At 72.3% G+C, this 13977-nt stretch carries 11 protein-coding genes; 6 read left to right on the forward strand and 5 right to left on the reverse strand.

What is annotated here, in order from left to right:
• The first annotated feature begins 63 nt into the window (after nt 1–63).
• Nucleotides 64–813 carry a 4a-hydroxytetrahydrobiopterin dehydratase family protein gene (locus AC5DRG_RS27555; RefSeq protein ID WP_491802127.1) on the forward strand — a complete coding sequence of 250 codons (750 nt, stop codon included), beginning with the start codon at nt 64–66 and terminating at the stop codon, nt 811–813.
• 3 nt (nt 814–816) lie between these two features.
• Here AC5DRG_RS27555 and AC5DRG_RS27560 read toward each other — a convergent pair whose 3' ends face one another.
• Nucleotides 817–1602: an alpha/beta fold hydrolase gene (locus tag AC5DRG_RS27560; RefSeq protein WP_491802128.1), complete on the reverse strand. Its 786-nt coding sequence runs from the start codon at nt 1600–1602 to the stop codon at nt 817–819.
• A 105-nt stretch (nt 1603–1707) separates the two neighbouring features.
• On the opposite strand from AC5DRG_RS27560, the gene AC5DRG_RS27565 reads away from it, so the two are divergent.
• Entirely contained in the window at nt 1708–3057 is a 1350-nt protein-coding gene (locus AC5DRG_RS27565; protein ID WP_491802129.1) for an aminotransferase-like domain-containing protein, read from the forward strand.
• On the opposite strand, the gene AC5DRG_RS27570 is transcribed toward AC5DRG_RS27565, so the two are convergent.
• On the reverse strand, nt 2957–3871 hold the full coding sequence (locus tag AC5DRG_RS27570) for a hypothetical protein (protein ID WP_491802130.1): 915 nt from the start codon (nt 3869–3871) through the stop codon (nt 2957–2959). The genes AC5DRG_RS27565 and AC5DRG_RS27570 overlap by 101 nt on opposite strands.
• A gap of 241 nt (nt 3872–4112) precedes the next feature.
• Between AC5DRG_RS27570 and AC5DRG_RS27575 the strand changes: the two genes are divergently transcribed.
• On the forward strand, nt 4113–4667 hold the full coding sequence (locus tag AC5DRG_RS27575) for an SH3 domain-containing protein (protein ID WP_491802131.1): 555 nt from the start codon (nt 4113–4115) through the stop codon (nt 4665–4667).
• 67 nt (nt 4668–4734) lie between these two features.
• Here the strand turns inward: AC5DRG_RS27575 and AC5DRG_RS27580 are convergent, their stop codons facing one another.
• The gene (locus AC5DRG_RS27580) at nt 4735–5172 is read right to left on the reverse strand and encodes a hypothetical protein (protein ID WP_491802132.1); all 438 of its coding nucleotides are present in this window, start codon (nt 5170–5172) and stop codon (nt 4735–4737) included.
• A gap of 126 nt (nt 5173–5298) precedes the next feature.
• On the opposite strand from AC5DRG_RS27580, the gene AC5DRG_RS27585 reads away from it, so the two are divergent.
• On the forward strand, nt 5299–6510 hold the full coding sequence (locus AC5DRG_RS27585; RefSeq protein WP_491802133.1) for a PP2C family protein-serine/threonine phosphatase: 1212 nt from the start codon (nt 5299–5301) through the stop codon (nt 6508–6510).
• An 84-nt stretch (nt 6511–6594) separates the two neighbouring features.
• Nucleotides 6595–7755 carry a hypothetical protein gene (locus tag AC5DRG_RS27590; RefSeq protein ID WP_491802134.1) on the forward strand — a complete coding sequence of 387 codons (1161 nt, stop codon included), beginning with the start codon at nt 6595–6597 and terminating at the stop codon, nt 7753–7755.
• A 119-nt stretch (nt 7756–7874) separates the two neighbouring features.
• Here AC5DRG_RS27590 and AC5DRG_RS27595 read toward each other — a convergent pair whose 3' ends face one another.
• The gene (locus AC5DRG_RS27595) at nt 7875–9119 is read right to left on the reverse strand and encodes an amidohydrolase (RefSeq protein WP_491802135.1); all 1245 of its coding nucleotides are present in this window, start codon (nt 9117–9119) and stop codon (nt 7875–7877) included.
• Nucleotides 9120–9232: 113 nt separating this feature from the next.
• Nucleotides 9233–9913, reverse strand: coding sequence for an NPP1 family protein (locus AC5DRG_RS27600; protein ID WP_491802136.1), 681 nt, complete (start codon nt 9911–9913; stop codon nt 9233–9235).
• Nucleotides 9914–10113: 200 nt separating this feature from the next.
• Here AC5DRG_RS27600 and AC5DRG_RS27605 point away from each other — a divergent pair, with 200 nt between their 5' ends.
• On the forward strand, nt 10114–13896 hold the full coding sequence (locus AC5DRG_RS27605) for an nSTAND1 domain-containing NTPase (protein WP_491802137.1): 3783 nt from the start codon (nt 10114–10116) through the stop codon (nt 13894–13896).
• The last annotated feature ends 81 nt before the right edge of the window (nt 13897–13977 follow it).

The raw sequence follows: 13977 nt of genomic DNA on the forward strand, positions 1-13977 counted from the left end.
AGAGGGGTGGGCATGAGGAATGGGGTGCCCGAATCATCCCTCATAGACGGGAAGGTGTGGCGGATGGTTGCCAAGGGGTCGATCAGTGCCGGCAATACGGTGGCCGTCCCCGCCGAGCTCCGCGACCATGAATCCATGGCCATCGAGATGCTCGGCAACCCGGAGATCATCAAAGCCATCGCCGCCGATCTCGGCGACTGGCGCAAGCTTGCTCAGCCGATCGCCGCTCGTTATCGCGTCGACGGGGCTGTCCAAGGGGCGGCTTTCGTGGCCGCGATCGCGGAGGCGGCCGTTGCCGGTGGGCGGGAGCCTGAGGTGAGGCTCGGGCGTGGGTTCGTCGACGTGTCCCTGGTGACTGTCGACGAGGACAACGGGGAGCGGTGGGTCACGGCGGCGGACCTCGCGCTGGCCCGGACCATCAGTGGGCTTGCTCGGGAGCGTGGGCTGGTTGCCGTGCCCGGCGAGGTGGCTCAGCTGGAGCTCGCGCTCGACACCGCCGACTACGAGGTGGTGGGGCCGTTCTGGGCGGCGCTGCTCACCGGGGATCCCGGCAACACCGTGCGGGACTCGGTCTTCGACCCGACGGACCGGGTACCCACCGTCTGGTTCCAGGGCACCGACACCCACCCGACCCCACGCCAGCGCTGGCACTTCGACCTGTGGCTGGCGCCGGAGGTGGCGGACGCGCGGATCGCGGCCGCGGTGGCGGCTGGGGGCACGGTCGTAGACGCCACGTATGCGCCTTCGTTCACGGTCCTGGCAGACCCGGACGGAAACAGGGTCTGCATCTGCACGGCCCTGGAGCGCGACTAGGACCTATGCGACCCCGTCCACCCGCGCCAGAAACTCCCCCAGCGCCGCGTTGAACTCAGCCGGCCGTTCCAGATTCGGCATATGTGCCGCCCCCTCGATCACCCGCAGCACGGAGTCGGGAAGCGCCGCGTGCATCTCCTCCGCGTCCGAGACAGGCGTATACGAGTCATCCACGCCGACCACGACCAGGGCCGGCACCGTCACCCGAGTCAACAGGCCCCGATAGTCAGGCCGTTCGGCCCGCCCCCGGAGAGCCGCGGCCGCCCCCGCAGGGTCCGTGTCCGCCATCATGCGGTGGACGTGGGCTTTGACGTCGGCGGACGCATACGGCGCCACCATCCTCTCCAGCACCTCGTCGGCGTACCCGCGCATACCCTCGCCGAGAAGCCGGTCAGCCATGACATTGCGGGCCAGCCTGCCCTCCGACGTCTCCGGCGACGGAAACGTGTCGGCGAGGACGAGACCCCGGACGCGTTCCGCGAAGCGGTCGTAGCACTCCATCACCACCTGGCCGCCCATCGACAACCCGCCGAGGACGAAGGACTCCACCTTCAGTTCGTCGAGCAGTTCCCCGATGTCCCGCGCGAACGTCGAGAGGGGCGTGATGCCGGGGACCACCGGGGAACCGCCGTAGCCGCGCAGGTCGGGGGCGATGACCCGGCGGGAGGGGGACAGGGCCGCGATCTGGGGCGCCCACATCGTGCGGTCGAAGGGGTGGCCGTGGATCAGGACGAGAGGAGGCCGACCGGAATCGGTTCCCTTGTCCTCATATGCGAGGAAGGGGGTCATGTGATCGACCCTAGAGTCGCTCAACTCCTCAGTGCAATAAGATCTTTGCCCTCGGTGCAATCCCAAGTAATCCCAAGCAATCCCACGTGAGGGGTCCTTGTCCTCGTGGACGACTACCGCCGCATTGCCGACCGCATAGCCGCCGCCATCGCAGCCGGACGGCTCGCGCCCGGTGAACGGCTGCCCCCGCAACGGGTGTTCGCCCGGCGACGCGGGATCGCCTCCTCCACGGCCGGGCGCGTCTACGGCGAACTCGTGCGGCGTGGACTGGTCGTCGGCGAGGTCGGTCGCGGCACGTTCGTCCGGGCGGCGGCTGCGCCTGGTCCCACCGGCCGCGCGCTCACTGAGCCTCCCGCATCCACCCCGACCATCAACCTCGAACTCAACTACCCATCCGCGCCAGGCCAGTCAGAACTCCTCGCCCCCGCCCTCGCCCCCCTCCTCCGCCCCGACGTCCTGACCGAGTCCCTCCGCCCGGCCGCCGCCACCGGCACCGCCCCCGCCCGTGACGCGGCCGCCGCACTCCTCGCCACCCCGGGCTGGCGCCCCGACCCGGGCCGGTTCCTCTTCGCCGGCAATGCCCGTCAGGCCATCGCCGCCACCCTCGCCTCGCTCGTCCGGCCCGGAGGGCGGGTCGGCGTCGAAGAGCTCACGTATCCGCTGGTCAAGGAGATCGCGGCCCGGCTCGGCATCGTTCTCGTGCCGCTCTTCACGGACGAGGGCGGGCTGCGCCCGGAGGCCGTGGCCGCCGCTCACCGCACCGCCCCGCTGTCCGCCCTCTACCTCCAGCCGACGCTGCACAACCCGACGGCGGTGACGACCGGTGAGGCGCGGAGAATCGAAATCGCCCGCGCTGTAAGTGATTTGGACATCCCCGTCGTCGAGGACCGCATCTGGTCGTTCCTCCACCCCCGAGCCCCCGACCCGCTCGCCGCCCACGCACCCCACCTCGTCCACCTCGTCGACGGTCTCTCCAAGCGCGTCGCGCCCGGTCTCACCGTCGGCTTTCTCGTCGTACCGCCGCAGCGGGTCGAGGCGGTGGCGGCGGCTGTCCGTTCCGGGGGGTGGAGTGCGGGGTCGTTCGCGCTGGCGGCGGCCGTGCGGTGGATGGCGGACGGGACCGTGGAGCGGCTGGTCGCAGCGAAACGGGCGGACGCGGCGCGGCGGCAGCGGTTGCTGGCCCAGCACCTCGACGGGTTCGCCGTACGGTCCGATCCGCACGCCTATTTCGCCTGGTGGGAGTTGCCGGCTCCGTGGCGGGCGGACACCTTCACCGCCGCCGCGGCGGCGCACGGGATCGCCGTGACGCCCGGGCCCGCCTTCGTCGTCGACCCGAACCGGACGCCGGATGCCGTCAGGCTTGGGCTCGCGTCGGCTGCTGAGCCGGATCTGGAGCGGGCGTTGCGGACGCTCGCCGGCGTCGTAGGAGACGGGGCAGCCGGAGGGTGCGGGTGAGCCAGGTCGTCAGGGCCACCGTCAGGCCGAGGGCGAGGAGGAGCCAGGAGGCCGTGCGGAGGGTCGCGGTGAGGGCGTCGTAGACCGCGCCGGCGGCCGGGTGGGAGACCTCGGCCGGCAGATCGGAGACCGTGAGGTGGCGGCCCACCGCGAGGGCGATGCCCAGCAGCGCGCCGCCCAGAGCCGTGCCGAGGGCGGTCGCGGTGATCGCGCGGCGGCGGTGGACGGCGAGGGCGATCCCGGCGACAGCGAAGACGACGGCCGCGACGGGGAGCCAGAAACCGGCGACTTCGAGCACGTGGAACCCCTTCCGGAGCGGGCCCAGTTCGTGGGCGGGCAGGACCGCGACCTCGGTGTGCTCGACCGGGATGCGGTGCGCCAACGGCACGTGGTCGTGGGTGAGTTGGCGTTTGAGCTGGGCGGTGACGGGGGCCAGGTCGACCGTCACCGGGCGGGCCTGGGACTCCTCCTGGAGCGCTCGCAGTATGGCGTCGTGGGTGGCCCGGTTGCCCGCGTCCCACGCCGAGCGGAAGGCCTTGGTCTGCGTGAACGAACGCACCGCGTCGTGCAGGAACGGGGCCACCGTGCTCTCCGCGGGGCCCACGTCGAGCTCGTGCATGATGCCGGTCCCGACGGTGTCCGCGACCGCGTTCCGCACGTCCGGGTCGGTGGCCAGGGGCGCCATCGTGGAGACGTACCGTCCGGTGTCGGCCAGCCCGTAGCCCGCCCAGGCCGCCAGTGCGCCGAAGGGCAGGAGGAGGCAGGAGAGGGCGATCAGTGCGGCCGACAGGGCGCTCCGGATGCGTGGGGGCACCCCTCCAGGCAAGGGGCTGGGGGTGGCGGGCGCGAGCGGTCTGACTGCATATGGGGGCATGGCGCAAGCCGAATGAGGGGCGCGCATACCCGTGCGACCGGGCCGCGCATACCCGTGCGACCGGGCCGCGCATACCCGTGCGCGAACCGTCGGATCCCTTGGCGGAACTGGGGACTCCGCTCTCCGGTGGAGGGTTCCCCCGAACGGGTGTTTCCTGGAGCTGGGGAGAAGGAGGCCGATTATGCGCACCACTCCGGCCCTGCGGACCCTGGCCGCGATCCTGCTCACCGGCGGCACCTTCGCCGCCGCTGCGGTGGGCACCACGGCAGCAGCCGCGTCTCCGCCGACCTACGCCGACGGACATGGCGGTGGCGGCGGATCCGGCGGTCCGATCTGGGGCACTGTCGTCTCCGGCACCAACCTCAATCTGAGGCAGGCGCCCACCACTCAGTCGCCTGCCGTCGGCTGGCTGTCGCCATGGAGTCAGGATCGTGTCGAGTGCAGGGTCATCGGACAGAGCGTCAATGGCAATCCGTACTGGTACTGGCTCGTCGGAGCGCAGGCCTGGGCCAGCGCCGCCTTCATAGACACCGGCGGTGCGTGGGTGCCGAATTGCTCGGACCCGTGCCCGCGATGGAAGGACGGTTCCTGGAGCAACTGGGACGACCCGTTCTGGAACGACTCGTGGGGCTCGAGTTCGTCATCGTCGTCCGGTTCCTGGAGCGCCTCGGGCTCGGGTTCGTGGAGCTGGAGCGTGTCCGGGTCCTCGGCGGACTTCTGGAACTCGCTTCCGTGAAAGGACAGGGGAGCGCGTGGGCCCCGGCGGTTGCGCCGGGGCCCACGCGCGTGTCCGAAGTGACGGGTCAGCGGATGCGGTTGCCCTCGGCGTCCTCGCGTGTGTAGTAGCGGTAGAAGAACACCATGAAGATGCCCGCCGTGACCGCAAGGCCCAGGGCCGTGGACCTCAGGATGCTCTCCCCGGTCTGGCTGTACAGGAAGCCGATCGCGGCGCCGGCGAACCCGGACTTCACCAGCGAGTGCAGCTCGCGCTTCAGCCGCGGGGCCAGTGTCGCCACGGCGATGCACAGCACGATGAACGCGATCGCGGTCACGAAGCCGAAAAGGATGTTCCAGCCGGTGATGGGACCGCCGCCGCGCCGGTTGGCCGCGGCCCAGTAGCCGTAGACGAGTCCCAGTACGACGGGTATGCCGAACCTGGCCGCCACGTGGACGCGCTCGCTGAAGATGTCGGGCGTACCGGTCCTGGATCCACCACCGGACGCGGGTGCTGCATGAGCCATGAGAGCACTCCTCTCTCTCCTCGCCCCCGCCTCCAGCGCACACCTGCGCCGGCCGCGTGGCAAGTCGGCGGAGGTAACTTCAGCCCCCAGAATGCGGCCCCCACACGGCCGTGCTTCGCTGCAAGCATGAGTGGTCGTGGGCTGAGGCCGGTCCGGTACGGCGATGTCGGCCGGCCCCCGCTCACCCGCGTGTCCGGCGCCGCGCAGCGGGATCCGCTCCAGCGGCAGCATCTGCTGCGCGTCCGCGGCCGCAGCGTCGCCTGGCTGCCGCCGCTCCTCCTGCTCATCGCCATCGCCCTGATCGACTGGAACACCACCAACGACTTCCGGATCATCTCCTGGATCGTCCTGGTCCCCGGTATCGCCGCCGCGCTCTGCGGGGTGTGGGGCACGGCCGCGTACGCCCTGCTCTCGGTGATCACGTACGTCGTCGTGGACGGCTCCTGGGAGCTGCAGGACCAGACCGGCGTGCCCGACTTCATCCTCGTCGTCTGCGGCGGCGCCCTGGCCGTGCTGGCCTGCGTGGTCCGGGTGCGCGGCGAGCGCCGGATGCTGCACATGGCGGACGTCGCCGACACCACCCGCCGCACCGTGCTGCGCCCCCTGCCCCCGGTGTGGGGCGGCCTCGACCACGCGGCCGTCTACCTCGCCGCCGACACCGACGCCCGTGTCGGCGGCGACTTCTACGACGTCCAGCCCGGCGTGCACGGCACCCGCGTCCTCGTCGGGGACGTCCAGGGCAAGGGGCTCGGCGCGGTGGAGGCGGCGGCCGCGCTGCTCGGCACGTTCCGTGAGGCGGCCTATCACGAGGCGGACCTCGCGACGGTCGCCGAACGCCTGGAGATCCGTATGCTGCGGCACTGCGTCCACACCAGCGCCCTGGGCCGGGACGACGGCGACCGTTTCGCCACCGCGGTCCTGCTCGGCTTCCCCGACTCCGACCCGGACACCGTGGAGGTCGTCAACTTCGGCCACGATCCCCCGCTGGTGGTCGGCCCCGACGGCGTACGGCGCCTGCCGCCCGGCGACGGCCTTCCCCTCGGCCTCGCCGAACTCGCGCGAACTCCCGGACCACCGCCCACCCTTCGCGTCACCGTCGGCCCCGGCGAGACCCTGCTGCTGGTCACGGACGGGGTGACGGAGGCCCGCGACGACGCCGGGGTGTTCTATCCGCTTCCGGAGCAGGTCGCCGCCGCTGCCACCACGGACCCGCGCATGGTCGAACCTCCCGTCCTCGTCGCCTTCGTGCGCGACGCCACGTTGCGGCACTGCGGCGGGCATCTCGCCGACGACACGACGATCTTCGCTGTTCGACGGGCCGGACCTTCGCGGTCCTGACATCGTGCTTTGCAGCGGCAGAGGTTACGGTGCTGACTGCTGCACACTGATGAGTTGACGATGTTGACGATGGGGGAGGGACCGATGCCCGGGACCGTGCTGCTGCTCGCGGCCTCGCCGGTGGGCAAGGGGCGGTTGGTGGACGCGGCCTCCGTGCTCCCCGTGCTCGCGGCCGTCGCGCCCGCCGTACTGTCCGGCACCGACACCGCGAACGTCGTCGAACTCGCCGACCCCGTCGAGCCGCAGGCGGTTCTCACCCGGCTCCGTGCGGTGGCCGGGGCCCCCGGTCCGCTCACCGTGTTCATCACCGGGCAACTCCAACTCGACCGCCGCCAGCACCTGCCCCACCTCGCGCTGGCCCGTGCGACGCCGCAGACCGTCCGTTACACCGGGTTGCCCTGGCAGTGGATCAGGGAGGAACTGCGGCTGCGCCCACCGGGGTCTGCGACGCTTGTGCTGGACTTGCACGCGGACGCCGAGACCTGGGCGTATCTGCGCACGAACCTGCTCGACTCCGGGCGGAACAACGCCGTTTACGGCCGTATCGCGCCGCCGCCTTCTCGTCGTACGGTGGCTGCGCCGACGTATATGAAGGCGATCGCGACGATTTTGCGAAGCGGGCACCGTCCGGCGATTGAGCAGTTGCATCAGCTGGCGTTGAGTCGACTGGGCAGCGAGGCGTATGGCGACCTGGTGTTGTCGTCATCCGGCGCTGGTGTGGCCGCCGCCCCTGGGGGCTACGCCCCCAGACCCCCGTATCGGCCTGAACGGCCTCGTCCTCAATCGCCGGACGGGCTGGGAGTAGTCGCCCCCGTCAGCCAAGAAGTTGCCGACCCTCACGCCGCCATCTCCACCGCCGTTCAAGCCCAACGCCACGACGAAGCCGACGCGCTCGCCGCCCAGCACGAGCAAGCCGCCCAGCAGGCGTACGGAACCGGCTCCCCGCAAGCCCTGCACTGGACCGAAGTCCGGGCCGATCTGGCGATGTTCGCGGGAGACCCGGCCCGGAGCTGTCGTACCTGGATGGCGGTCGCCTCCGCCCGGCTGGCCGCCGGGCAGGTGGCCGGGGATCCTGCCGTCGAGTCGGCTGTCGATCGGGCCCATCACCAGTGGGGGCAGATCGGCGACCCGGCGCGGGCCCGGGAACTCGGGCCCGCGCTGGCCGACTTGAGGATGCGGGTGCCGGGGCGGCGGGAAGGCGCGCTGCATCACATTCAGAAGCAGCTGCACCAGCTCAGTTCGTGAACGTGAAGTACTTCCAGGCGCCGTGCGTCGTCGAGTTGACCGTGTCGCCCGAGTGAAGGCCAGGCGCGGGCCGTGCGTGTTACCTGTGCGCCGCGTGTGGCGAGTGAGCGAAGACTAAGTCACGCCACCGACAACACGGCCAGCGCCCCCGACACCAGCGTCCGTACGCCCGGCGCGACCACGGACAGGTCGGGGGCGAAGTGCGGACTGTGGTTGCTGGGGACCGCCGCGAGCTTCGCCATCAGGTCGTCGCCCCCGTCCGCCGCGTCCCACACCTGGGCCGGGGTGCTCGTCACGAACCAGTAGGCGTACGGCACTCCGGCCGGCGCCAGATGGGCGAAGTCCTCGCTGCCCATGGCCGGGCCCGGGTCGAACACCGTGCCCGCGCCGAAGACCTCGCGGTGTACGTCCGCCACGCGTTCGTCGGTCGGGGCGTCGTTGACGGTCACCGGGAAGCTGCCACTGACGGTCACCTCGGGCTCGCGCGGGCAGCCCGCCGCCTGGCACTCGCCGGCCGTGATCCGGCGGATCGCCGCGAGCATCCGTGTCCGTACGTCGTCCGACTGGGTCCGCAGGTTGAGGGCGATCCGGGCCGTGGCCGGGATGATGTTGTGCCGGGTGCCCGCCTCGATCATGCCGACGGTCAGTACGGCGGAGTCGCGCGCCGCGATCTCCCGGGAGACCACCGTCTGCAGCCGCGTGACGATGTACGCGGCCGTCACCACCGGGTCGACCGTCGTCTCCGGCCGCGAACCGTGTCCGCCCCGCCCGTGCACGACGATGTCGATGTCCGTCGAGGCCGACATGATCAGACCGGGGACGTGCGGGTAGAGCCCGGCGGGGCCGGGTGCCGCGTGCTGGCCGAGCAGCACGTCGGGGCGCGGGACACGGTCGTACAGGCCGTCGGCGACCATCCGTGCCGCGCCCTGTCCCGTCTCCTCCGCCGGCTGGCCGACGACGATCAGCGTGCCGTTCCAGGTGTCCCGGCCCTCGGCCAGCGCCCGGGCCGCGCCCGACAGCCACGTCACGTGCAGGTCGTGCCCGCAGGCGTGCATGACGCCGGGTACCGAGGAGGCGTACGGCAGTCCGGTCTCCTCCCGCACCGGCAGCGCGTCCATGTCCGCGCGCAGCAGCACGGTCGGGCCGTCGCCGTTGCGGAGCAGGCCGACGACTCCGGTGCCGCCGATACCCTCCACCATCTCGTAGCCCGCCTTGGTGAGGCCCTCGGTGAGCTTGGCGGCCGTGCGGTGTTCGTTCAGGGACAGCTCGGGGTGGCGGTGCAGGTCCCGGTAGAGGTCCTCCAGGGCGGGGACCGGGAGGTCTGCGGTGAGGTCCAGCGCGGCGCGGGCTGCGGCAGAGGTCATGGGGGCAGCGTAAGCGGCACGTGTCACTCGTACGGGCGTCTCCCGCACATGGGGGTGCCGCCGGCGGGACTGGGGGGATTGTCCCGCCGGCGGCTGTTTGTGTGGCCCCCGGGTCAGAAGGCCGGGACCGCGGACGGTCGGGCCTTGTTGATGTCGCTCTGGAGGTTGCCCGTCAGCGGGAAGTTGGCCTTGCCCCACGTGGAGTTCCACAATGCGTTGCGCGGTGCGTCGGCCATGTTCTGCATGGTGACCAGCGCCGGGCGGTCCCAGCCCCCGTTGCCCCAGGCCACCGGGTTCTCGCCCCACTTGGCGAAGCGGAAGGCGTGGGTGCTCGCGCCGTCCTTGTGGTAGACGATCTTGACGCGGTTGCCGTCCATCGGCACCTCGTTGACCGGGTGGGTGCTGTAGCCGCCGTGCCGGGAGGCGGCGACGTACCGGGGCCGCTCCTCGCCCTGCTTCTGGAACACCACGACGGACTCCCAGTCGTGGCGGTGCCCGAAGGCGTCGGCGCCGTTGAGCGTCTGGTCCTTCTCGAAGTAGAGCGCGTAGACGTACGCGCACCAGCCGTTCTTGCACCATCCCTGCGAGTACGTGTTGGCCTTGCCGAGGTGTTTGGTCCGGCAGCCGCCGGTGATCGATCCGCTGTTGTTGAGGCCGCCGTTGAGCCGTCCGCTCGCGTCGACCGCTTTCTGCGGGTCTTGACTGCCTGGGACATACGGCTGTTCTCCACTTGCTCGGGATGTGGTGTGCGGGGTGCCGGAACCGACGCTGGCAGGCGGGAGGTTGACCGGCACCCCGTTCCATCAGGGCGATCAATTCCGGACATCACTGGATAGATCACTGGATCGGTCGGTGGATTGTTCGGCGGCGCGTCGCCTCGCTGTCATCAACGCCACATGCCGGAGAGGCACCGTTTGCGCCTGATCGGCGTCTTGCCGGGTGAGTCGCGTGTGACGTCGGTTTTCTCCGGTTGTGCCGTGTGGAGGTGGAGCCCGTGGGGCGTCCCGAAAGACCTGTGGACCCCGATGCCGGCCCCGTGCAGCGGCTCGCCCATGAGCTGCGGGAACTGCGCAGGGGCGCCGGGAGCCCGTCGTACCGGACCATGGCCGAGACGGCGGGCTTCTCGGCGACGACCCTGTCCGAGGCGGCGCGCGGGGAACGGCTGCCGTCGCTCGCCGTGGTCCAGGGGTACGTGCGCGCGTGCGGCGGCGACCCGGGCGAGTGGGAGCCCCGGTGGAAGGACGCCGAGACGGAGGCCGTGGGGCAGACGCGCGAGGAGCGGGACGAGGAAGACGCGGGGGCGGCGCCGTACCGGGGGCTGGCCCGCTTCGAACCGGCCGACCGGGCGCTGTTCTTCGGCCGGGACCGGCTGGTGGCGGAGCTCAGACAGCTGGTGTGCGAGCACCGCTTCGCCGTGGTCTTCGGCGCGTCCGGCAGCGGCAAGTCCTCGCTGCTGCGGGCCGGGCTGATCCCCTGCCTGCGGGAGGAGATCGCGGAGCGCGGACGCCCGGCGGTGCTGCGGGTGCTCACCCCGGGCGCGCGGCCCGCGACGACGTACGGCCATCTCCTCACCCCCGGCGAGGACGAGCCGGAGAGCTGGGTGGTGGTCGACCAGTTCGAGGAGGTCTTCACCCTGTGCAGGGACCGCGCCGAGCGGGACCGCTTCGTCGACCTGCTGCTCGCGGCGCGCGAGCCGGACAGCCGACTGCGCGTGCTCGTCGCCGTACGAGCGGACTTCTACGGCCGCTGCGCCGAGCACCGGGACCTCGCGGACGCCCTGCGCGGCGCCGGACTCCTGGTCGGCCCGATGACCGCGGACGAGCTGCGGGAGGCGGTGACCAGACCGGCGGGCACGGTCGGACTCCTCGTCGAGCGGGAGCTGACCGCGCGGATCGTGGACGACGTCCTCGACCGCCCCGGCGCGCTGCCGATGCTCTCGCACGCCCTGCTGGAGACCTGGCGGCGGCGCCGCAGCCGGCTGCTGACCCTGGCCGCCTACGAGGCGTCCGGCGGGGTCGGCGGCGCGATCGCCGCGAGCGCCGAGCACGTGTACGGGCAGCTGTCCGAGGCCGAGGCGCGGACCGCCCGGCAACTGCTGCTGCGGCTGATCGAACCCGGACAGGGCACCGCCGACACCCGGCGCCCCCTCACCCGGGCCGAACTGGAGCAGTGGACGGACCCGGCGGTGCCGGTCGTCGTGGAACGGCTGGCCCGTGCCCGCCTGCTCACCGTGGACGGGGACGGCGTCCAGGTCGCCCACGAGGCGCTGATCACCGGCTGGCCCCGGCTGCGCCGCTGGATCGAGGAGGACCGGGAACGGCTGCGCCACCACCGGCGGCTGACCGAGGCCGCGCACACCTGGCTGGAGCACGACCGCGACCCCGGCTCGCTGTACCGGGGGGCGCGGCTGGCGCGCGCGGAGGAGCTCTTCCCCGATCACGAGCGGGATACGGCCCTGACGGCGCCGGAACGGGAGTTCCTGGCCGCCACGTTCGCGGCCCGCGAGGCCGAGCGCCTGACCGCCGCCCGCCACACGCGCCGCATGCGGACCCTGACGGCCACGGTCTCCGCCGTCCTCGCGGTGGCCCTGGTGGCCGGCCTGTCCGCCTGGGCCCTGCGCCGCGACAACCAGCGCCAACGCACGGACGACGCGGCCCGCCGCATCGCCGGCGTCGCGGACGCCCTGCGTACGACCGACCCGCGCACCGCCCAGCTCCTTGGCGTCGCCGCCTGGCGGGTGGCCCACCTGCCGGAGACCCGGCGGGCGCTGCTCGGCTCACTCGGCCAGCCGGAACTGGACACCTTCAGCGATCCCGCACCGGGCGACGGCCCCGCGCGCTTCCTGACCGACTCGGGCCGTACGTTGCTCAGCGTCGAGGGGCGTATTTGGCGGACCTGGGACGTGGCCCGGCACCGGCGGACCGCCTCGGGGCGGCTTCCGGAAGACGGCAGGGTGCTCGGGGCGAGTCCGGACGGCCGCCTGCTGGCGGTCCAGGGGGACGATGACGTACGGCTGTGGGACACGGCCGCCGGACGGTGGCGCGGTGACCGGCTGCCGGTGTCGTCCGTCGTGGACTTCACCGGGCGCGACTACGTCGTCAGCGACATGGACGACGACCGGGTGCGGGTGCGTTCCGCAGCGGACGGAGCGCTGCTGTTCGAGACGCGGGCGGAGAGCGCGGCCGTGGTGGCGCCGAGCGCGGACGGCCGGCTGGTCGCGGCCTGTCCGGTCGGGGACGCGCTGCGGGTGCGGGACCCGGCGACCGGACGCACGCTGCACGGGGCCTGGGAACGGGTGGGTGACGTCTGCGGCCAGGAGCGGTCGCTGCTGGCGCTCGGCGGCGGTTCCGGCGGTGGGGAGCGGCTCGCCGCGGTGACCGGGAGCGGGGTACGCGTCTGGGACGTCCGCTCGGGGCAGCAGCTGGCCGACCTCCCCGACGCCGGGGTGAAATACGTCGCCCTCAGCAAGGACGGCGACTTCCTGGCGACCGCCGACGGGCAGGAGGTCCGGGTCTGGCGGCTGGGCGTCGCCGCCCCCGTGTTCCGGCACTCCCTCAACAGCCAGCACCTGTACGGCGGCCTGGCCTGGGACCCCGCGCGCCCGGTGCTGCGGTACCTGGAGGGCGGCACCGTGCACGCGCTGGACGTCGCGACCGCCGTCACGTCCGCCTGGCTGGACCAGCCCCTGGACAAGGTGCTGCTCAGCCCGGACGGCCGTACCGTCGCCACCGCCCGACGCACGGGCGACACCTACCGCGTCGAACTGCGCGCCACCCGAGACGGCCGACTGCTGCGGACGCCGCCGACCCCGCCGCTCCCCGTCTCCCGTGACCCGTCCCAGCCGGTGACCCCGGAGTTCACCTCCCCGCTGCTCGCGTTCGCCCCCGACGGCAAGACACTCGCGTACGGCGTCTCGGCACCCGGCAGCGAGGCGTCCCCGCAGCGCGTCACGGTCTGGGACGTCACAAGGGGCCGTGTCCGCACGACGCTGGACCTGGCGACGAGGACATCGGCAGGCGCCGTGATCACGATCGCCCTGGGCCCGGGCGCCCGTACGCTCTACGCCACCCGCACTCCGTCGGTCGGTGAGCCGGCCAACGAGGTCTGGGACGTCGCTGACCACCGCAGGACGGCGGTGTTCCCGGCCCCGGTCGGCAGCCATCTCGCGGTCCGCCCCGACGGCGGGCTCCTGGTCGGCGACAACCGTACGGCCGCCCTGCCTCGCGGCAAGGTCGCCGCACGTGATCTCGTCCAGGGCGACGAGATCGGAGCCCTCGCCTTCGCCTCGGACGGCTCGCGGCTGGTCGCCGGGGACCAGACGGGCCGGGTCGCGCTGTGGGACGGAGCGCTGGGGCAGCGGGCGGGGGTGCTGCGGAACGTCTTCCCCGCGCTCGCGGACGGCACCTACGACGCACTCTTCGGCGACACCTCGGAGGCCGTCAGCGCCCTCGCCATCAGCCCCGACGGCAACACGCTGGCGGTGGGCGGCGAGGCGGGCACGCTCCAGTTGTGGGACATCGCCACGCAGCAGCCGCTGGGCGGCCCGCTGACGACACCCGGCGAGGCGATCGACACGGTGGCGTTCGGCGCGGACAGCGGCACGGTGTACGCGGGGAGCGCGCATGTCCCGGTTCAGCGCTACACGATCGCTCCGTCACGGGCGGTCGAGTCGGTGTGCGCGCGGACGGGAGAGGGGGCGGGTGGGGGCGGCCTGACGCGGGCGCAGTGGGAGACGTACGTGCCGGAGGTGTCGTACCGGAAGGTGTGTGGAGCATGACGGCGGCGATGGGTCGGGCGATTGATTGACCTGATGGCGGGGCTGACCGGACTCACCCACACCATCCGTCCCAGCTAAGCG

Source organism: Streptomyces sp. JLBG701 (genome assembly GCF_058544905.1).